The 19379-nt window shown below is 70.9% G+C and carries 22 protein-coding genes and 1 pseudogene; 12 read left to right on the top strand and 11 right to left on the bottom strand.

All coding sequences use genetic code 11. The annotated features are described in order from the left end of the window. Nucleotides 1-21 precede the first annotated feature (21 nt). Nucleotides 22-657, bottom strand: coding sequence for an ATP-dependent Clp protease proteolytic subunit (locus NGB36_RS04595; RefSeq protein ID WP_255918742.1), 636 nt, complete (start codon nt 655-657; stop codon nt 22-24). A gap of 78 nt (nt 658-735) precedes the next feature. On the opposite strand from NGB36_RS04595, the gene NGB36_RS04590 reads away from it, so the two are divergent. From NGB36_RS04590 to NGB36_RS04560, 7 genes are all read left to right on the top strand, one after another. Further along, nucleotides 736-1032 carry a type II toxin-antitoxin system Phd/YefM family antitoxin gene (locus NGB36_RS04590; protein WP_255918741.1) on the top strand — a complete coding sequence of 99 codons (297 nt, stop codon included), beginning with the start codon at nt 736-738 and terminating at the stop codon, nt 1030-1032. A 190-nt stretch (nt 1033-1222) separates the two neighbouring features. Next, nucleotides 1223-1525, top strand: coding sequence for an urease subunit gamma (locus tag NGB36_RS04585; RefSeq protein ID WP_255918740.1), 303 nt, complete (start codon nt 1223-1225; stop codon nt 1523-1525). 16 nt (nt 1526-1541) lie between these two features. Next, nucleotides 1542-1868, top strand: a complete 327-nt coding sequence (locus tag NGB36_RS04580) for an urease subunit beta (RefSeq protein ID WP_255918739.1) — start codon at nt 1542-1544, stop codon at nt 1866-1868. Then, nucleotides 1865-3586, top strand: a complete 1722-nt coding sequence (locus tag NGB36_RS04575) for an urease subunit alpha (RefSeq protein ID WP_255918738.1) — start codon at nt 1865-1867, stop codon at nt 3584-3586. The genes NGB36_RS04580 and NGB36_RS04575 overlap by 4 nt, the downstream gene beginning before the upstream one ends. Before the next feature lie 20 nt (nt 3587-3606). Beyond that, a complete protein-coding gene (locus NGB36_RS04570; RefSeq protein ID WP_255918737.1) occupies nt 3607-4305 on the top strand; it encodes an urease accessory protein UreF in 699 nt (232 codons plus the stop codon). Between the two features lie 35 nt (nt 4306-4340). Then, entirely contained in the window at nt 4341-5039 is a 699-nt protein-coding gene (gene ureG / locus NGB36_RS04565) for an urease accessory protein UreG (protein WP_255918736.1), read from the top strand. Continuing rightward, nucleotides 5036-5842 (top strand): urease accessory protein UreD, encoded by an 807-nt coding sequence (locus NGB36_RS04560; RefSeq protein WP_255918735.1) that lies wholly within the window; start codon nt 5036-5038, stop codon nt 5840-5842. The genes ureG and NGB36_RS04560 overlap by 4 nt, the downstream gene beginning before the upstream one ends. Here NGB36_RS04560 and NGB36_RS04555 read toward each other — a convergent pair. Next, nucleotides 5814-6323, bottom strand: coding sequence for a mycothiol transferase (locus tag NGB36_RS04555; RefSeq protein WP_255918734.1), 510 nt, complete (start codon nt 6321-6323; stop codon nt 5814-5816). The two genes, NGB36_RS04560 and NGB36_RS04555, sit on opposite strands and share 29 nt — an antisense overlap. A gap of 174 nt (nt 6324-6497) precedes the next feature. Between NGB36_RS04555 and NGB36_RS04550 the strand changes: the two are divergent. Together NGB36_RS04550 and NGB36_RS04545 are read left to right on the top strand one after the other, a co-directional pair. Continuing rightward, nucleotides 6498-6759 (top strand): annotated as a pseudogene (locus NGB36_RS04550) (RNA polymerase sigma factor); the annotation flags it as partial. Between the two features lie 109 nt (nt 6760-6868). Further along, complete coding sequence (locus NGB36_RS04545) at nt 6869-7516, top strand: DUF1707 SHOCT-like domain-containing protein (protein ID WP_255918733.1); 648 nt, start codon at nt 6869-6871, stop codon at nt 7514-7516. A 32-nt stretch (nt 7517-7548) separates the two neighbouring features. On the opposite strand, the gene NGB36_RS04540 is transcribed toward NGB36_RS04545, so the two are convergent. The 7 genes from NGB36_RS04540 to NGB36_RS04510 all read right to left on the bottom strand — a co-directional run bounded on the left by NGB36_RS04540 (nt 7549) and on the right by NGB36_RS04510 (nt 13963). Further along, nucleotides 7549-8595 (bottom strand): NAD-dependent epimerase/dehydratase family protein, encoded by a 1047-nt coding sequence (locus NGB36_RS04540; protein WP_255918732.1) that lies wholly within the window; start codon nt 8593-8595, stop codon nt 7549-7551. A 19-nt stretch (nt 8596-8614) separates the two neighbouring features. Further along, nucleotides 8615-9328, bottom strand: a complete 714-nt coding sequence (locus NGB36_RS04535) for a lysophospholipid acyltransferase family protein (protein ID WP_255918731.1) — start codon at nt 9326-9328, stop codon at nt 8615-8617. Between the two features lie 16 nt (nt 9329-9344). Then, nucleotides 9345-9503 carry a hypothetical protein gene (locus tag NGB36_RS04530; RefSeq protein WP_255918730.1) on the bottom strand — a complete coding sequence of 53 codons (159 nt, stop codon included), beginning with the start codon at nt 9501-9503 and terminating at the stop codon, nt 9345-9347. A gap of 112 nt (nt 9504-9615) precedes the next feature. Continuing rightward, entirely contained in the window at nt 9616-10593 is a 978-nt protein-coding gene (locus NGB36_RS04525; protein WP_255918729.1) for a cytochrome c oxidase assembly protein, read from the bottom strand. 183 nt (nt 10594-10776) lie between these two features. Beyond that, nucleotides 10777-11802, bottom strand: a complete 1026-nt coding sequence (locus tag NGB36_RS04520; protein WP_255918728.1) for a 6-phosphofructokinase — start codon at nt 11800-11802, stop codon at nt 10777-10779. A 172-nt stretch (nt 11803-11974) separates the two neighbouring features. After that, a complete protein-coding gene (locus NGB36_RS04515; RefSeq protein ID WP_255918727.1) occupies nt 11975-12703 on the bottom strand; it encodes a type 1 glutamine amidotransferase in 729 nt (242 codons plus the stop codon). 21 nt (nt 12704-12724) lie between these two features. Continuing rightward, complete coding sequence (locus NGB36_RS04510) at nt 12725-13963, bottom strand: MurT ligase domain-containing protein (RefSeq protein ID WP_255918726.1); 1239 nt, start codon at nt 13961-13963, stop codon at nt 12725-12727. Between the two features lie 224 nt (nt 13964-14187). On the opposite strand from NGB36_RS04510, the gene def reads away from it, so the two are divergent. Then, nucleotides 14188-14727, top strand: a complete 540-nt coding sequence (gene def / locus NGB36_RS04505) for a peptide deformylase (protein ID WP_255918725.1) — start codon at nt 14188-14190, stop codon at nt 14725-14727. 34 nt (nt 14728-14761) lie between these two features. Here the strand turns inward: def and NGB36_RS04500 are convergent, their stop codons facing one another. After that, on the bottom strand, nt 14762-15412 hold the full coding sequence (locus tag NGB36_RS04500; RefSeq protein WP_255918724.1) for a TetR/AcrR family transcriptional regulator: 651 nt from the start codon (nt 15410-15412) through the stop codon (nt 14762-14764). Nucleotides 15413-15667: 255 nt separating this feature from the next. Between NGB36_RS04500 and NGB36_RS04495 the strand changes: the two genes are divergently transcribed. Then, complete coding sequence (locus tag NGB36_RS04495; protein WP_255918723.1) at nt 15668-16894, top strand: acyl-CoA dehydrogenase family protein; 1227 nt, start codon at nt 15668-15670, stop codon at nt 16892-16894. 477 nt (nt 16895-17371) lie between these two features. Further along, the gene (locus tag NGB36_RS04490) at nt 17372-17887 is read left to right on the top strand and encodes a C40 family peptidase (RefSeq protein WP_255918722.1); all 516 of its coding nucleotides are present in this window, start codon (nt 17372-17374) and stop codon (nt 17885-17887) included. Between the two features lie 229 nt (nt 17888-18116). Here the strand turns inward: NGB36_RS04490 and NGB36_RS04485 are convergent, their stop codons facing one another. Next, on the bottom strand, nt 18117-19034 hold the full coding sequence (locus NGB36_RS04485) for a LysR family transcriptional regulator (protein WP_255918721.1): 918 nt from the start codon (nt 19032-19034) through the stop codon (nt 18117-18119). Between the last annotated feature and the right edge of the window lie 345 nt (nt 19035-19379).

The following is a 19379-nucleotide window of genomic DNA, read 5'->3' as shown; positions in this document are numbered from 1 at the left end:
CAGCTCCGGCAGCACCCCCGCTCACCCCTTGCCGCGCGGCTGCGAGGCCTTGCGGCTGCGCGTGAGGTGATCCACGATTCCGTACTCCTGCGCCCCTTGGCCGTCGAGCACCGTGTCCCGTTCCATGTCGGCGTGGACGCCTTCGATGTCGCGTCCCGTGTGACGGGCGAGCATCCGCTCCAATGTCTCGCGCTGCCGCCCGACCTCCGCCGCCTGGATCTCCAGGTCCGACGGCTGGCCACGCGTCGGCTCGGCGATGAAGGGCTGCTGCAGCACCACGCGTGAACCGGGCGTCGCCAGCCGCTTGCCGGGTGTCCCGGCGGCCAGCAGCAGCACTGCGCACCCGGCGGCCTGGCCCAGGCACACCGTCTGGATGTCGCACGAGAGGAACTGCATCGTGTCGTAGATCGCCGAGGCGGCCGTGAACGAGCCGCCGGGCGAGTTGATGTAGAGCTGGATGTCCTGGCCGGGCGCGGAGTGCTCCAGATGGATCAGCTGCGCCATCACGTCGTTGGACGACGTGTCGTCGATCGGGGCGCCGAGCATGACGACGCGCTCGGAGAGCAGCTTGGAGTAGGGGTCCATGGTGTGCACGCCCTGCGACGTGCGCTCGGTGAACTCCGGCACGACGTAGCGGCCGGTCGGCGGGTTCGTCACTGGCACCTTCCACCTCCGCGGGGTGAACCTGCTTCACGTCAAAATGTACAGGACGTACATCCCGTTATGATGGGGAGCATGACCCATGAAGTCCCGGTGACACAAGCCCGCGCCGAGTTCGCCGAGCTGATCAACCGAGTGGTCTACGGCGGGGAGCGCGTCGTCGTCACCCGTCACGGCAAGCCTCTCGTGGCCCTGGTCACCGCCGCCGACCTGCGGCGACTGGAGGAGGGCGAGGCGGCGGCGGAGGTCGCGGAGGAGCAGGTGGTCAGCACCGTCTCCACCGTCCGGCAGAGCGTTCCGGCCACGGGTGAACGCCACCGCTTCGGCATCGCGGCCCAGCACGGCGACCCATCGCGGGCCCGCCGCGACTGATCGCGCCCGGCCGGGAAGGACCTCGATACGAGGTCTCATACGGATGAAACACCGCTGACACGGTGATGTAATCACGATGCAAAATGCTCGGATGTGGCTGGTCAAGAGCGTGAAGACCGGGGGTACGGTGCCTTCCGCATCCCGGTATGACTAATCCGCATCCCGGGCAAGTGATCGTGAGGTGGTACGCGTGCAACTGAGCCCGCACGAGCAAGAGCGACTGCTCATCCATGTGGCGGCCGACGTGGCCGAAAAGCGACGCGCGCGAGGGCTTCGGCTCAACCACCCGGAGGCGGTCGCGCTCATCACCTCACACATCCTTGAAGGCGCCCGCGACGGCCGGACCGTCGCCGAACTGATGTCCTCCGGCCGGAAGGTCCTCAGCCGGGACGAGGTCATGGAGGGCATCCCGGAGATGCTGCACGACGTGCAGGTCGAGGCCACCTTCCCGGACGGCACCAAGCTCGTCACCGTCCACGACCCCATCATCTGACGGGACGGGCCGCACCATGATCCCCGGAGAGATCCTGTACGCGGGCACGCCGGTGGCCCTCAACGAGGGCAAGCCGGTGACCCGGCTGACCGTGCTCAACACCGCCGACCGGCCCATCCAGGTCGGCTCCCACTACCACTTCGCCGAGGCCAACCCGGGCCTCGACTTCGACCGTGCCGCTTCTCGGGGCCGCCGCCTCGCGATCGCCGCCGGCACGGCGGTGCGCTTCGAGCCCGGCATCCCCGTCGAGGTCGAACTGGTCGCCATCGCGGGCGACCGCGTCGTCGCCGGCCTGCGCGGCGAGACCGCAGGACCCCTGGAAACGACCGGTGAGGACGCATGACCGAGCTGACCCGTGCCGCCTATGCCGATCTGTTCGGCCCGACGACCGGCGACCGCATACGTCTCGCCGACACCGACCTGCTGATCGAGATCGAGCGCGACCTGTCCGGCGGTCCCGGACTCGCGGGCGACGAAGCCGTCTTCGGCGGCGGCAAGGTGATCCGCGAGTCGATGGGCCAGTCCCGGGTCACCCGCGCCCAGGGCGCGCCGGACACCGTCATCACCGGCGCCGTGGTGCTCGACCACTGGGGCATCGTCAAGGCCGATGTCGGCATCCGGGACGGGCGCATCGTCGCCGTCGGGAAGGCCGGCAACCCCGAGACGATGGACGGCGTCCACCCCGCCCTCGTCATCGGCCCGGAGACCGAGATCGTCGCCGGCAACGGCAAGATACTCACCGCGGGCGCCATCGACGCCCACGTCCACTTCATCTGCCCGCAGCTCGTCGACGAGGCGCTCGCCTCGGGGATCACCACGCTGGTCGGCGGCGGCACCGGCCCCGCGGAGGGCAGCAAGGCGACCACCATCACCCCCGGCGCCTGGCATCTCGCCCGTGTCTTCGAGGCGTTGGAGTCGTCGCCGGTCAACATCGGCCTGCTCGGCAAGGGCAACACCGTCAGCGCCGAGTCGATGCGCGACCAACTGCGGGCCGGAGCCGTCGGCTTCAAGATCCACGAGGACTGGGGTGCGACTCCGGCCGCCATCGACGCCTGTCTGACGGTGTGCGAGGAGAGCGGCGCACAGGTCGCCATCCACACCGACACCCTGAACGAAGCCGGCTTCGTCGAGGACACCCTCGCGGCGATCGCCGGCCGGGGCATCCACGCTTACCACACCGAAGGTGCCGGCGGAGGCCACGCGCCCGATATCATCACGGTCGTCTCCCGGTCCAACGTGCTGCCGTCCTCGACGAACCCGACGCGCCCGCACACCGTCAACACCGTCGAGGAACACCTCGACATGCTGATGGTCTGCCACCACCTCAACCCTGCGGTGCCGGAGGACCTGGCCTTCGCCGAGTCCCGGATCCGGCCCTCGACCATTGCCGCCGAGGACGTCCTGCACGACCTGGGCGCGATCTCGATGATCTCCTCCGACTCCCAGGCGATGGGACGGATCGGCGAGGTCGTGCTGCGCACCTGGCAGACCGCGCATGTAATGAAGCGACGGCGCGGCGCGCTCCCGGGCGACGGGCGGGCCGACAACCATCGGGCTCGTCGATATGTCGCCAAATACACCATCAACCCGGCCGTCGCCCAGGGGCTCGACCCCGAGATCGGCTCGGTCGAGGAGGGCAAGCTCGCCGACCTGGTGCTGTGGGAAGCTGCGTTCTTCGGCGTCAAGCCGCAGTTGGTGATCAAGGGCGGCCAGATCGCCTACGCACAGATGGGCGACGCCAACGCCTCGATCCCGACGCCGCAGCCCGTGCTGCCCAGGCCGATGTTCGGGGCCACCGGACGGGCACCGGCCGCCAACTCGGTCAACTTCGTGACGCAGTCCGCCCTCGATGACGGCCTCGCCGAACGACTGGGCCTGGACAAGCGATTCTGCGCGATCGGTTCCACCCGCGCGGTCACCAAGGCCGACATGCGGGAGAACGACGCGCTGCCGCGCGTCGAGGTCGACGCCGACACCTTCACCGTCCGCATCGACGGGGACGTCGTCGACCCGGAACCCGCCATTGAACTCCCGATGGCCCAGCGCTACTTCCTCTTCTGACGAGCACCTGTGAGTACCTGATGAGAACCGCATCGCACGCCGACGCCGCCAGGGGCGCGCTGCTGGTGCTCGCCGACGGACGGTTCCCGGCGGGCGGGCACGCGCACTCCGGCGGGGCCGAAGCCGCCGTGAAGTCGGGCCGCCTGCGTGACGCGGCAACACTCGAATCGTTCTGCCGCGGCCGTCTGCACACGGTGGGTCTGGTGGCCGCGGCCCTCGCCGCCGCGGCCGCTGCCGGGCTCGACCCCGTCCTCCTCGACGAGGCCGCCGACGCCCGCACCCCCTCGCCCGCGCTGCGCGCCACCGCCCGCAAGCTCGGACGTCAGATGATGCGCGCCGCCAGGGCCACATGGCCGTCGCCCGCACTCGACACGCTGGCGAAGGCACGCCCCCGCGGCGCCCACCAGCCCGTGGTGCTCGGCCTGGCCGCGGCCGCCGCCGGCCTCGGATCCCTGGACGCCGCGCACGTCGCCGCGTACGAATCCGTCAGCGGACCGTCCACTGCCGCGGTACGCCTCCTCAGCCTCGACCCGTTCGACGCCACAGCGGTCCTGGCGCGGCTCGCCCCGGAACTCGACGCCACCGCCGCGGCCGCCGCCGACGCGGCCCGCCGCGCGCTCGAAGACGGCACCGACGCCCTGCCCTCCGCATCGGCCCCGCTGCTCGACATCGCCGCCGAACAGCACGCCGCCTGGCCCGTACGGCTCTTCGCCTCCTAGCCTCCCCGCACCGCACGCAGCACCCGGAGCACACCATGCACCTCGATCACACTGAGACCTACCCGCAGCGCCACACGTACAGCGCAACCGCCGCCCGCCCCGACGGCACCCGCCGCGCCCTGCGCATAGGGCTCGGCGGACCGGTCGGCTCCGGCAAGACCGCGACCGTCGCCGCACTGTGCCGCACGCTGCGCGACGAACTGTCCATAGCCGTCGTCACCAACGACATCTACACCCGCGAGGACGCGGAGTTCCTGCTCCGCAACGCCGTGCTGCCGCCGGAGCGGATCAGCGCCGTCGAGACCGGCGCATGCCCCCACACCGCGATCCGCGACGACATCTCCGCCAACCTCGAAGCGATCGAGGAGCTGGAGGAGAAGCTCGGACCGCTCGACCTCGTGCTCGTCGAGTCCGGCGGCGACAACCTGACCGCGACCTTCTCCAAGGGGCTTGTGGACGCCCAGATCTTCGTCATCGACGTCGCGGGCGGCGACAAGATCCCCCGGAAGGGGGGCCCCGGCGTCACCACGGCCGACCTGCTCGTGATCAACAAGACCGACCTCGCTCCGCTCGTCGGCGCCGACCTCGGCGTCATGGCCCGGGACGCGAAGGCTCAGCGCGGCGACCTGCCGGTCGAGTTCACCTCCCTCGTCGCCGAGGACGGCGTCGCGCCGGTGGCGTACTGGGTGCACGAGCAGCTCGCGGCCTGGACCTCGGCACCGGACGCGGCATGACCACCGCCCTTGCCGGCAGCGTCCCGCGTGCGGGCGTCCGGGCCACCGCGCGCATCGTCGCCGTGGCCGATGGGCGCGGTGGCACCGCGCTGCCCGTGCTCGCAGGGGAGGGGCCGCTCGCGCTGCGCCGGACGCGGGCGTCCGGGCCGGACACACACGTGACGGTGGTCGGCGCGATGAGCGCGCCGCTGGGAGGCGACCGGATCGTCGTGGAGGTGACGGTGGGCGCCGAAGCACGGCTGACCGTCGGGGCGTCGGCCGCCACGGTGTCGCTGCCGGGGCGTACGGGCGGACGCGCCTCGTACGACCTACGGCTCACCGTCGGTGAGGGCGCGGAACTGCACTGGCTGCCCGAGCCGGTGATCGCCGCGGCAGGCAGCGATCTCATCATGACCACGCGTGTCGAACTCGCCCCGGGCGCACGCCTCGTGCTCCGCGAGGAGCAGGTGCTGGGGCGTGCACGGGAGGAGACCGGACGCCTCGTCAGCAGGCTGCTCGTCCGTCACGACGGACGTCCGCTCCTCGACCAGGAGCTCGCCTTCGGACCTGATGTGCCGGGCTGGGCGGGGCCGGCCGTCCTCGGGGAGTACCACGCGGCCGGGCAACTCCTCGTCGCCGGCCTCGGGTTCGACGACACCTCGCCCGAGCCGCGCCTGCTCGGTGACACGTCGGGTGACGGCGACGCGGTGCTGGCGCCGCTCGCCGGCCCGGCCGTTCTCGCCACTGCGATCGCCCCGGACGCGCTTCGCGTGCGGCAGCTCCTCGACCGTGCGGTCACATGCGTCGCAGCACACCGCGGATGAAGGCGGCCTGGCCCGCGTGCTGCAGGTCGTCGGCGATGACGCTCACCAGCCGGACGCCCAGTGTCACGGGCGGGGTCCAGCTTTCGTCGACGATGCGGTCGAGCGCGGCGGCGCTGACGCCGTGGACGTACCGCACGGTGTGCTCGTGCACCGCGTCGTAGTAGCCGGTGAGCAGTGACGGGGAGTCCACACGCACCTTGGCCACGTCGGCCGGGGTGTGGCCGTAGCCGGTTGACGCGGCGGGGAAGGGCAGGGCGAAGCGGTTCGCCCAGCCCTGGGCGGTCCAGATCTGCTCAGTGCCCGCGACGTCGGCGATGTGGTCGTCCTGAATGCGTGTCAGGTGCCAGACGAGCCAGGCGATGGAGTTGCCCCGGCCGTCGATCCGCGCCGACAGCTCGTCGGCGCCGAGGTCTTCGACGGCCTCGTACACCGTCTCCTGGATGCGGCTGAACGCATCGGCCAGCAGATCCGAGCTCTTCACCGGTAATCCTTTCCTGCCAGGCCCGCGGGCATGTCCGCCGTGATTCAGCCTCTCACGGTCGTGCGGCCTCGCGGCGACGGTGGCGCGCCGCGAGGCGGCATTGTCCTTCGCCGGGTGCGGCTTTTGTCTCACGGCTTCGGCGCAACGTAGCCGCCACTGACCCGGCCCACTCACCCCGAGCCCTGTGTGGCACTCAACCGAGCGGTAGCGGTCGCCGAGGTCGAGGGAGCACAGGCAGCGCTCGCCCGCGTCGACGGCCTTGACCTCGACGGCTACCACCTCTTCCACGCCATCCACGCCGATCTGCTCCGATCTGCCCCGGCGCCTGGGCCGCACGACCGAAGCGGCACGGGCCTACGTGGTGGCGATCGCCCGTACCAGGAATGCGGCCGAGCGCGATTTCTTCGAACGCTGCCGCCGGGCACTGGAAGGGTGACTGCGCCGGTCCGCCCTGTTGCCAAGGCGGCCTATCGCGATATAGCTTGACTGCAGTCGCGTCCGCGGACCACTGCGGAAGCCCGCCGTCGAGAGCCGAGGGAGCAGCCATGCCCGCAGCAGCCTCCGAACCCGCGCCGGAGCGCGGCCGTCTCGCCAAGCTGCCCGGCTCCGCACCCGCGATGCGCGCCTCGGACGAGGAGCGCGACCGGGTGGCGGCGGTGCTCGCCGACGCGCTGGCGACCGGACGGCTGGCCGCGGACGAACACGCCGAACGCCTCGAAGCGGTCTATGCCGCCCGTACCCGGGAAGAACTCGCCCCGCTCACCGCCGACTTGCCCGAGCCGTCCGAGCCCGCCGCTCTGCCCGTACACCTCGACGACGCGCGAGTCACGGCGCTGTTCAGCAAGATCAGGCGCGGCGGTCAGTGGCCGGTGCCGCCGCACACCGTCGTACGCTCCCGCTTCGGCGCCGTCGTGCTCGACCTGCGTCACGCGATCTTCACCCGCCGCGAGGTCGTCATCGAGGCGGGATCCTTCTGCGGCAAGATCGAGATCTATGTGCCGGAGAACGCCCAGGTGTACGACACCGGCACCGCCGTGTTCGGCAAGCGCTCCCAGCGCGGTCGCAGCGGCCCCAAGGAGGACGGCGGCCCGGTCATCCGGATCACCGGGCGTTCGCTCTTCGGGCATGTGCGGGTGTGCCGCGGGCGCACCGGCTGGCTCTGGGGCAACTGGGGCTGGGGCGACTGGCACTGAGACACCCGCCCGGTGACCGGCACGCCCGCCGGTCACCCGCCGTGTGCCGCGAGCCACGCGTCCTCGGCCGCGTAGCCGAACAGGTCGCCGTGCGGGTCGTAGGTCTCGGCCATCAACGGGAAGGCCTCGCGCCAGTCCCGGCCGTCGAGTTCGGCGACCATCCACTCCACGGTGGCGGGCAGCGACTCCTCGTATCCCGTCGCCGGCCGGTACCCCAACTCGCGCTCGGCCGCGGACATGTCGAGCACCATCGGCCGGGGCACCGACCACGGAGTGGCACCCACGGTGCCCGCCTGCGGCGGCCCGTCCAGGAGCACGGTCCGTGAGCGATGCCCCATCACCGCGTCGATGGCCGAGCCGATCTCCGCCACCGTCGGCGCCTGCGGGTCACCGGCATTGAGCACCCGCGATCCGGGCTTCAGCGCGGCCAGCCGCACCAGCTCGGCGATGTTCGCCGTGTGGACCGGGTGGAAACGGCTCTCGCCGCGGTAGGCGAGCATCCGCACGGGCCGCCGGTCCAGCGCCCGTTTGACGAAGTACAGCTCGCGCGGCCGCCGGTTGAAGGGGCCATGGACGGTGCCCGCGCGCAGCAGCGTGCACGGCAGCCGGTCCTCCGCCGCGAGCAACTCCCGCTCCAGCGCCGCCTTCCGGGAGGCGTAGCTCTCCCCGCCGGGTGAGACCGTCGGCTGCGCTTCCGGCACCGGGACCGGCAGCTCGGGGAATCCGTCCGGCTCGCTCTGGGTGTCCAGACTGCGCCCGCGCTCGTCCTCGTACACCGCGGCGCTGGAGATCACCACCGCAGAACCGATCCGCCCCGCAAGGCCGATCAGCTGGGCCGCGTGTTCCTCGCCGTAGGCGACGCAGTCCACCAGGACGTTGCAGCCGTCGCCGAGCGCCTGAGTGAGCGCGGCGGTGTCCTCGCGGTCCATCGCGATCGCCTCGACCTCGTCCGGCCACGTCCCGTCCCGGTGACCGCCGAGCGAGGCGGCCCGCACGCGCCAGCCGTCCTCGGCGAGCGCGCGGACCACGGGCCGTCCGATCTGACCTGCGGCCCCGATCACCACAGCTGTTCTCGTCATGGCCCGGAGGCTACGGGGATCAGGCGATCCTGCGCAGCTGGGAGGAGGTCGTGTTCGCTTGGAGCTCAGCCTTGACCTCGCTGGCGTAGCGGTCGACGTACTCCTGGCGCGAGAGGTTCATGATCGCGTACATGATCTCGTCGGTGACCGACCGCAGCACGTACCGCTCGCCCTCCATCCCCGCGAACCGGGAGAAGTCCATCGGCTTGCCGAAGCGGATCCGCACCCGGCGGATCTTCGGGACGATCCTTCCCGGCGGCTGGATCTCGAACGTGCCGACCATCGCGCACGGGATCACCGGTGCCCGGGAGACGATGGCCATCGCCGCCACCCCCGTACGCCCCTTGTACAGCCGGCCGTCGTGGGAGCGGGTCCCCTCCGGGTAGATGCCCATCAGCTCACCGCGCCCCAGCACCGCGAGCCCCTCGCGCACCGCGGACTGCGCCGCCGTCCCGCCGGTGCGGTCGACCGGGATCTGCCCGGCGCTGCGGAAGAACGACGCGATCAGCCTTCCCTTCAGGCCGGGCCCGGTGAAGTACTCCTGCTTGGCGAGGAAGGTGATCCTGCGGGGAAGGATCGCCGGCATCAGGAAGTGGTCGGAGAAGGAGAGATGGTTGCCGGCAACGATCGCCGGGCCTTCCTCCGGGATGTTCTCCAATCCCTCGATCTGCGGGCGGAACAGCAGTCTGAGCAGCGGGCCGAGCAGTACGTACTTGAGCACGCAGTAGAACATTGCAGGCGCCTTTCGCTCAGTCGTCCCTGGTCGCCAACGAGCCGGCGGTGAGCAGCAGGAGGAGCACCCAGCCGGACCACAGCCACCCGTTCCCTCCGAGCGTCACCGAGTAGGCGCACGCCGCAACGAGGGCCACCACGGTGAGCACTGCCGTCGCCCGCGCGGATCCCGGCATCGAAGACCCACCTCCCCACCGGGCCGCCCGCACCGGCTGCGGTCGCGTCCCGTGGATCCATCCTCGCTCCGGGCAGCGCCGTGCGCCACGGGTTCGCCCCATATCGCCGGGCTCAGCCTCGGCCGTTCCCCTGCAGCGAGGCCAGGTAGGCGTTGTACGCCGCCAGCTCCCGGTCGCCGTCCCGGTCGGCCGCCCGGTCCTTGCGCCGGGACTGGCGCTGCTCGGAGACGTACCACTGGAAGACGAGCGCGAGCAGCACGAGCACCGAGGGGATCTCGCTGAAGGCCCAGGCGATACCGCCGGCGGCGTGCTGGTCGGCCAGGGCGTTCACCCCGAGCGAGGCAGGCGGGTTCTCGAAGGTCTTCACCATCGGGGCGGTGGCCATCATCAGGGCGATGCCGAAGAACGCGTGGAACGGCATCCCCATGAACAGCTCCAGGATCCGCATCACGTACCCGGGCCGGTGCGGTCCCGGGTCGACACCCATGATCGGCCAGAAGAACACCAGGCCGACCGCGAGGAAGTGCATCATCATCGCGATGTGTCCGGCCCTGCTGCCCATCAGGAAGTCGAAGAGCGACGTGAAGTACAGGGCGTACAGGCTTGCGATGAACAGCGGGATCGTGAACGCCGGGTGGGTGATGATCCGCAGGTAGCGGCTGTGCAGCAGTGCGACGAGCAGCTCGCGCGGCCCCCTGCGGCCCCGCCCTGCCGTCGGCAGTACCCGCAGGGTGAGCGTCACCGGCGCGCCGAGCAGCAGCAGGATGGGGGAGAGCATGCTGATGATCATGTGCTGCACCATGTGCACGCTGAACATCACCATGCCGTAGTCGTTGAGCCGGGTGCACATGGTCAGCGCCACGGTCACCACGCCCAGGGTGAACGCGACGACGCGCCCCGCCGACCAGGCGTCACCGCGGCGGCGCAGCCGTACCACGCCCCAGCCGTAGAGACCCAGCGCGAGCAGGCAGCCGATCAGGAAGAACGGGTCGTTGCTGTACTCCAGGCCCCGCCCGAGCGTGAACGGGGGCAGGTCCATCTGCATGCCCGCCATGCCCTGCCCGACCATGCCGTGCCCGCTGTGATCCATCCGCTCTCTCCTGACGCCTGCGGCGGCGCTCGTGCCTCGTCCCCGCCACGGCCATGCCGTGGTGTGCACGACATTGTGCCGATTCGGACCGGTGCGCCCGCTCCAGAGTAGAGCCGCCCCCGTCCGGCGGTCCGGGCGGGGGCGGCTCGTGGCTGACTGTGCTGCTGTCGGCCGGTCAGCGCGTCACAGGACGCACTCGGCCTCGATGTAGCGCTCGGCCGGAACCGTCTTGAGGTGCTCGACCGCTTCGGCCAGCGGCACCAGCGTGATGTCGGTGCCGCGCAGTGCCGTCATCATCCCGAACTCGCTGTTGTGCGCGGCCTCCACGGCGTGCCAGCCGAAGCGGGTGGCGAGCACCCTGTCGTACGCCGTGGGCGTGCCGCCGCGCTGCACATGGCCGAGGATCACCGGGCGGGCCTCCTTCTGCAGCCGCTGCTCCAGCTCCACCGAGAGCTGCCGGGCGACTCCCGCGAACCGCTCGTGGCCGTAGACGTCGGTGCCACCGGTGTCGAACTCCATCGTGCCCTCACGGGGCTTGGCGCCTTCGGAGGCCACCACGATGGCGAACTTCTTGCCCGCCTCGAACCGCTTGGCGACCATCCGCGTCAGTTCGTCTATGTCGAACGGCCGCTCGGGGACGACGATGGCGTGCGCACCCGCGGCCATGCCCGAGTGCAGGGCGATCCAGCCGGTGTGGCGGCCCATCACCTCGACGATGAGCACCCGCTGGTGGGACTCGGCGGTGGTCTTGAGCCGGTCGAGTGCCTCGGTCGCCACCATCACCGCGGTGTCGAAGCCGAACGTGACGTCGGTCGAGGCGATGTCGTTGTCGATCGTCTTGGGCACGCCCACGATCGGCAGCCCGGCGTCGGAGAGAAGGCGGGCCGCCTTGAGGGTGCCCTCGCCGCCGATCGGGATGACGGCGTCGAGGCCGAGGTCCTGCACATGGCCCTTGGCCCGCTCCACGCCGTCGCGCAGATGGGCGGGCTGTACCCGGGAGGAGCCGAGGATGGTGCCGCCCCGGGCCAGGATACCGCCGACCGCATCGAGATCGAGCTTGCGGTAGTCACATTCGAGCAGGCCCTTCCACCCGTCGTGGAAGCCGATGACCTCGTCGCCGTGGTCGGCTACGGCCCGGTGCACGACGGACCGGATGACGGCGTTCAGTCCGGGGCAGTCGCCGCCGCTGGTCAGCACACCAATACGCATTGCTCTCGCTACTCCTGCACCTGCAGATGACCGGTCGGCCGGACCCCGTCGTCCGGAGAGGTACCCCGCCACCCTACCGGGGCGAGGGAAATGCGACCCGACTTGCCGGTTTCGTTCCGGTTGCCGGGAAGTTGGCGGCGCCGCCGTGCGACGGCGCCGCGGGCGGTGATCGTCAGGCCGGCTGGCTCGCCGCTGCGATGCGCTCGGCGCGCAGTGCCTCGTACCACCGCTCGTCCACCGGCGGCAGCGCGTTCACGTCCAGTGCCAGCTTCAGCAGCATGTCCGCGATCTGCGGGTTCCGTGCCATGACCGGGCCGTGCATGTAGGTACCGAAGACGGTGTCGCACCATGCGCCCTCGGTGCCGTCGCCGGTGCCGTTCCCGCCGCCGTAGCGCAGCCGGGCGAACGGCCGGGCGCTGGGGCCGATCACCGTGTTGCCCTGATGGTTCTCGAAGCCGGTCAGCGGCGGCAGACCGAGCCGTTCGTCGACGTCGGCGAGGACGTCGCCGACGTGCCGGGCGCCCTCGTTGCGCACGCTGCGGACGTCGAGGACGCCGAGCCCCGGCTCGACGCGGCCCAGGTCGTTGATGAACTCGTTGCCGATGATCTGGTATCCGGCGCAGACGGCGAAGACGATGGCGCCGTTGGCGACAGCCCGGTTGATGCCCCCGTCGCGACGCAGCCGCTCGGCGGCGAGCCGCTGCGGACGGTCCTCGCCGCCGCCGATCAGATAGATGTCACCCGAGGTGGGGACCTGCTGGTCGGAGCGCACGTCGATACGGGTGACGTCGAGGCCGCGCTGCCTCGCGCGCCGCTCGACGACGAGGGCGTTGCCCTGGTCGCCGTAGGTGCTGAGCAGGTCGGGGTAGACCCACACCAGGCGCAGGCTGGAATCGCTCATGCTCGCAAACCTTTCCGGGGGTCAGTTGCCGATCAGGCGGCGGAGGTCCTGGAACGCGGTGTAGTTGGCGATGGCTTCGATCCGACCGGGGGGCGCGGAGCGCGCGGCCTCCGCGAGATCCGTGCAGACGTGGAAGTCGAGACCGGCGACTTCGAGCCGTACCGCCAGGTCCAGCTTGCGGTCGCCGAGGACGAAGATCGGGTGCCCGGCGAGCCGGGTGTAGTCCACGTCCCACAGCCAGGAGGTGTCGGTGCCGTCGGCGCTGCGGGCGTTCACCGACAAGATCACCGGCGCGGGCGGGCCGTCGATGAGCGAGAAGGTCTCCAGCCAGCCCGCTGGGTTCTTCGCGAGCAGCAGCCGCAGGTCACGGCCCTGGTACTGGACGACGTCGTAGCGCCCGGCGACCGCCTGGACGTGGTACATGCGGTCGAGCGCGTTCTTGGGGGCGATCCCGAAGATCGCGGCGACGGCGGCCGACGTCGCGGCGTTGGCCTTGTTGGCGCGGCCGGGCAGCTGCAGCTGGATCGGCCAGGCGACACCGTCCGGCGCGACGACGTAGTCCCCGGACAGCGCCCAGGTGGCGACGGGGCGGCGGAAGCCGCAGTCGCCGCAGAACCAGTCGTCGCCGGGGCGCTGCAGCACGCCACCGCACGACGGGCACGACCAGGCGTCGTCCTTCCACTCCTGGCCTGCGGCGACCCAGACCACGGTCGGGCACGAGGAGGCGGCCCAGGCGACCAGCGGGTCGTCGGCGTTGGCGACCACCACCGCATCGGTGCCGGACAGGCCCTCGCGCCACTTCTCGGCGAGCATCCGGGTCTCGGAGGCGCGGTCGAGCTGGTCGCGGGAGAGGTTGAGCAGGGCGATGGCCTTGGGGGAGACGTCGCGGGCGACGCCCGCGAGGTACTTCTCGTCGACCTCGATCACGCCGTAGCGGGCAGAGGAGCCGCCGGCGAGCGCGGAGGTGATGCCGGCCGGCATGTTGGCGCCCAGGGCGTTGGAGACCACCTCGCCGCCGGCGCGCAGTGCCTCGGCGATCAGCCGGGTGGTGGTGGTCTTGCCGTTGGTCGCCGACACCAGCACCACATCCAGGTGGTGCGCGAGCCGGGCCAGCAGTTCGGGGTCGAGCTTGAGTGCGACCCGGCCGCCGATCACCGATCCGCTGCCGCGGCCCGCGGCGCGCGACACCGCTGCTGCGGCCTTCCCCGCCGTCACGGCCAGTTTGGCCCGCGTCGACAGCGGCTCCGTGTTGCCTGCCATCGTCCTTCGATCCTCCTCGCGTCCGGCACCGGGCCACCCGCCCACGGCGGCTTCCGCCGCCGTGAGGGGGAGGAAGCCCGCGGTCGTCGGCGCTGCGCCGCGGCCGGGAAACTCCCGCGGTCCGCGCCGTTCCGCCGGGCGGGAGGCTTCGGTCACGGATCAGCCTATCGAGTCCCGGCGCCCGCTCTGCACCGCGGCGTCCGCGGCGCCGTACCCTTGCCGCCATGCGACGCGGCACCATCCCCGGATCCAGCGGAACCGTCCGGCCGGTCAGGCTCCTCGGCGACCCCGGACTGCGTGCCGCGAGCGCCGAGGTGACCGACTTCGGCGACGAGCTGGCCCGGCTGATCGAGGACATGTTCGCCACGATGTACGCCTACGACGGCGTGGGTCTTGCGGCGCCTCAGATCGGCGTGCCGCTACGGGTGTTCGTCTACGACTGCCCGGACGACGAGGAGCGGCGCCACCTCGGGCACGTGATCAACCCGCGGGTGGCCACCGCTGACGGGGTCACCGTCGCCGGGTCCGAGGGCTGCCTTTCACTGCCGGGGGTGTATGCCCCCACGACGCGCTTCGACCGCACTGTGGTCGAAGGAAGCGACCGGCACGGCAGGCCGCTGCTCGTCACCGGGACGGGGTTCTTCGCCCGCTGCCTCCAGCACGAGTGCGACCACCTCGACGGCGGGCTGTTCACCGACCGGCTCGCGGGGCTGCGCAGGCGCCGCGCACTGCGGGCCGCGCGGCGTGCGCCCTGGGCGCGGTGAACCGCCCCTGCAGCCGTGGCATCGGCGAGGCCGCTCAGAGCCCCGGCCCGCCGGGGATGTCGCCCGCGGCCGCGAGACGTCCCCACAGCAGATCGGCGAGGTGCCGCACCAACTGGGCGCGGGAGCAGGGGCGTTCGCCCAGCCACCAGTCGCCGGCGGCGTGCATCATGCCGACGATGCCGTGGCCCCACACCCGCGCAAGCTCCTCGCTGTTGGGGCCGAGGTCGAGGCGCTCGGCGATGATCTTCGCCAGCTCCTCGCCCAGCCGGCGCAGCAGCGGCGCGGTGTGGCGTCCGACGTCGAACCCCTTCTCGCTGTCCGGGGCGGTCTCGGCCTCGGTGGGGTGCATCAGGAAGCGGTATACCTGGGGGCGCGCCTCGATCGCCGCGAGATAGGCGTCGAGTGTGGCCTCGACGCGCTCGCGCCGCGCGCCGGGGGTGTCGAGGGCGGTCCGCAGGGTGACGAGCAGCGCGTCGGTGTGGCGCTGTGCGAGGGCCCGGTACAGCCCGTTCTTGTCGCCGAAGTGGCGGTAGAGGATCGGCTTGGTGATTCCGGCCTCGGCGGCGATGGCATTCATCGATGCCTCGGGCCCGTCCCGGAGCACTACCCGGTCGGCAGCTTCGAGCAGTTCCCGGCGACGGCGCTCCGCCGCCTGCTGCTGGTCCAGTCGTTGGCTGGTCTGCACCCGAGCCTCCCCGCCCGTCCGGTATCCGGATCGCCTCTGCTGTTTGCTCCTACGCAGCGCAACGTAACACCCCCGGACCGGATGACCTGCGCTGGAGTCGCGACTTGACAGGGCTACCGGTCGGTAACAGACTGGTGTTACCGTTAGTAACACCGTGTCGGCGGAGCATAGCACCGTCGGCATACCACAGTGCCGTCAGCACATCACGGCGCGGTGAGCGACCAAGGTGCAGTGGGAACTGCGTGGAGGAAAACGATGGGCGACTTCACACTCGAGCTCAACGACGACCAGAAGGGCGTGCGCGACTGGATCCACGGATTCGCCGCCGACGTCATGCGCCCGGCCGCCGCCGAGTGGGACGAGCGCGAGGAGACGCCCTGGCCGGTGATCCAGGAGGCCGCGAAGATCGGCCTGTACTCGATGGACTTCTACGCCCAGGCCTTCTTCGACCCGACCGGACTCGGTATCCCGGTGGCGATGGAGGAGCTCTTCTGGGGTGATGCGGGCATCGGCCTGTCGATCGTCGGCACCACACTCGCCGCCGTCGGCGTGCTCGCCAACGGCACCGAGGAGCAGATCGGCACCTGGGTCCCGCAGATGTTCGGCACGCCCGACGACGTCAAGGTCGCCGCCTTCTGCTCCTCCGAGCCGGACGCCGGCTCCGACGTCTCGGCGATGCGCACGCGCGCCGTCTACGACGAGGCCAAGGACGAGTGGGTGATCAACGGCACCAAGACCTGGGCGACCAACGGCGGCATCGCCAATGTCCACATCGTCGTCGCTGTCGTCGACCCCGAGCTCGGCGCTCGCGGCCAGGCCTCCTTCATCGTCCCGCCGGGCACCCCCGGGCTCTCCCAGGGCCAGAAGTTCAAGAAGCACGGCATCCGCGCCTCCCACACGGCGGAAGTGGTCCTGGAGGACGTGCGCGTCCCTGGCTCCTGCCTGCTCGGCGGCAAGGAGAGGCTCGACGAGCGGCTCGCGCGGGCACGGGAGAAGCAGCGCAACGGCGGCGAGCGGATCAAGAACGCGGCGATGGCCACCTTCGAGGCCTCCCGCCCCGCTGTCGGCGCCCAGGCGGTGGGCATCGCCCGCGCCGCCTACGAGGTGGCGCTCGACTACGCCAAGACCCGCGTTCAGTTCGGCCGCCCGATCATCGACAACCAGGGCATCGCCTTCACCCTGGCCGACATGCGCACTCGCATCGACGCCGCGCGGCTGCTGGTGTGGCGGGCCTCCTGGATGGCGACCGCGGGCAAGCCGTTCACGGCCGCCGAGGGGTCGATGTCCAAGCTCTACGCGGGCGAGACCGCGAAGTGGGTGACGGCCAACGCGATGCAGATCCTCGGCGGAAACGGGTTCACCCGCGAGTACCCGGTCGAACGGATGCACCGTGACGCCGCCATCTACACCATCTTCGAGGGCACCAGCGAGATCCAGCGCCTGGTGATCGCCCGCACCATCTCAGGTCTGCCCATCCGCTGACGCCGCTCCCACCGCTTCCACTCCTCGTACGCCGCCGGCGCCCCTCTTCTGCGGGAGGGGCGCCGAACTGTGCGGCAGGCGGGCGGAATTGGTGCGTAACTGCGTCTTGATCTCGGGCAGCGACGTCGACATGGCCGTGTCGTGCTGAGCCCGAGCGGCAACTCGCCCGACGGCTTCCCCAACTCGGGGCTCTGCGCCTGGCACGACTTCAACGGCACGGTCCCGTACACGAACATGCCCTACGTCCTGGACGGGGCTACGAGCGGTGGACCGGGCAGGTCACGATCGGGGGAGGTTCGCCGCAGCGTCATTGACCCAGTGCGTCGGGCGTCGCTATACGGAAAACAGGGCCGGTTGACGGGACAACCCTTCGCCGACGGGCCGTCAGGATCCGCTTGCGGCAGCGGTACGGTTGCCGGCGAGCGGATCGCGTTGCGGGCGGCCGGCGTCATCCGCCGGCCGGGAGGAGGCGCAGCCGTGATCCACACCGAACCCGTGCCCGGGGACATCGGGCTCACCCAGATCCCCGGCCCCGTAGGCAAGTTCATCGAATTCGGACAGTGGATCAACGGGAACGGCTTCAAAAACTACGAGCACGCGTTCCTCGTCCTGCCCGACGAGCAGCTGATCGAGGCCGAGCCCGGGGGTGCCCGCATCGCACCGTTGTCGGAGTACGAGCAGCGCAACGTGGTCTACGTCTGCCCCGCGACGCTCACCGAGAACCAGCGGGAGGCGATCTGCGCGGCGGCGCACCGCTACGTCGGGGTGCCCTACTCGTTCGCCGACTACCTGGCCATCGCGGTGCACCGCTTCCACATCCCCGCCCCCGGGCTGCGCCGCTACGTCGCCTCGTCCCGGCACATGATCTGCTCCCAACTGGTGGACCGGACCTACCTCGACGGTGGGGTGCACCTGTTCGCCGACGGCCGGTGGCCCGGGTATGTGACGCCGCTGGCGCTCTACGACCTGCTCGCCAGTCCGCCGCAGGCGTGACCGTCCGACTCCTGCAGACGGGGTGAAGGTTCCGCGCAGTGAGGGCAAGCGCTTTCTGGAGGGGTTGCATGAGCCTTCAACTATCGGGAAGTGTGGGGGGAGGCGCCTGCTGCCAACTCTCCGGCCTGGGCGCGCACTTCACCGGGGACGGTTGAGCGCGCCGTCCGCGGTGAATGGCGGGATCCCTCTGGCGCGGGAGGTCGGGGGGATCCCGCGCCGGGCCCTGGGCCTAGACCTCGTCCCGTCCCGCGCAGAGCCTGGCCGCCTGCGTCCGCAGCGCGTCGAGGAGCAGGCGGGCGCTGGCCGCGGTCGTCGTGCGGAGCATGGCGACGCCGATCTGGCGCGCCAACGGCGGGCCGTCGACCTGTCGTACGGCGAGGTCGTCGCGGTGCGGGCCGAGGGCGAGCCGCGGCAGGAGCGCCACGCCCGTGCCGGCGGCCACAAACCCCTGGATCACGCCGTAGTCGTCGGTGCGCAGCACATGGACCGGCTCGAACCCCTCGCGCTCGCACGCCCACGACAGCAGCCGGTCGCACGGGTCCCAGTCGGTCGTCCCGACGATCCAGCCGTCGTCCTTGAGCGCCGCGAGCGGCACCCGGTCCATTGCGGCGCAGGGGTGGCCCGCGGGCAGCACGAGCAGCAGCGGATCGTCGAGCAGCGGGAACAGCGCGAAGTCCTCCTGCAGGTCGAGCCGGTCGCCGGGCTGCGAGAAGACCAGGGAGAGCTGGAGTTCGCGGGCGCGCAACGCGTCGAGGAGAGTGGGCAGCTCGCCCTCGATGAGCGAGACGTGCACTCCCTGGTCGTGCAGGGTGCGGACGGCGGGCGGGAGGAGCAGCGCACCCGCGGTGGGGAAGGTGCCCACGCGCAGGGTCGCGGCGCCCCGCTCGACCATGCCGCGCACCTCCTGCTCGCCCAGTTCGACACGTTGCAGCACGGCCTCCGCGTGCGGCAGCAGCACCTCGCCGATCTCGGTGAGCTCGGCGCCGCGCGGACCGCGCCGCACCAACTGGGCGTCGAAGTGCGATTCGAGCGAGGCGAGGTGATGCGTGACGGTCGGCTGGCTGTAGTGGAGCGCGCGTGCGGCGGCGGCGAGGGAGCCGTGCCGCGCGATCGCGCGGAGCACCTGGAGATGGCGTAGATCGAGCACGGCGGCCTCGGATATAGACGGAATATGGACAGCTGAAGAGTAACCCAGCCACTGTCTCGTTGTTGGGTTCCTGTGAATCCTTGCGATGTGGGCGGTGGCGGGCCGCTTATGTGCTCCATGGTGCATTGTCCGATTTCTGTGTCGTTTTCTGGATGGTCGAGTGGGTGTTGTGCGCCCCTCTTTATCGTCTATTTCGGAACTGCTGAACGATGATCTTTCTCATCCGTGCTTCGCGATATACGGGAACAGTCTGCGGTTGCGCGTTCCGTGGGTCACAGGTGGTCGACGGCGTTCAGGAACGGTCATCAAATTGCCTTCCTTGAAAGGAAGTTGGCGTGAAGCGTT

Source organism: Streptomyces humicola (assembly GCF_024436035.1).
Lineage (GTDB): Bacteria > Actinomycetota > Actinomycetes > Streptomycetales > Streptomycetaceae > Streptantibioticus_B > Streptantibioticus_B humicola.
Note: the sequence above shows the minus strand (reverse complement) of the source record. Positions and strands in the feature narration are given on the sequence as shown.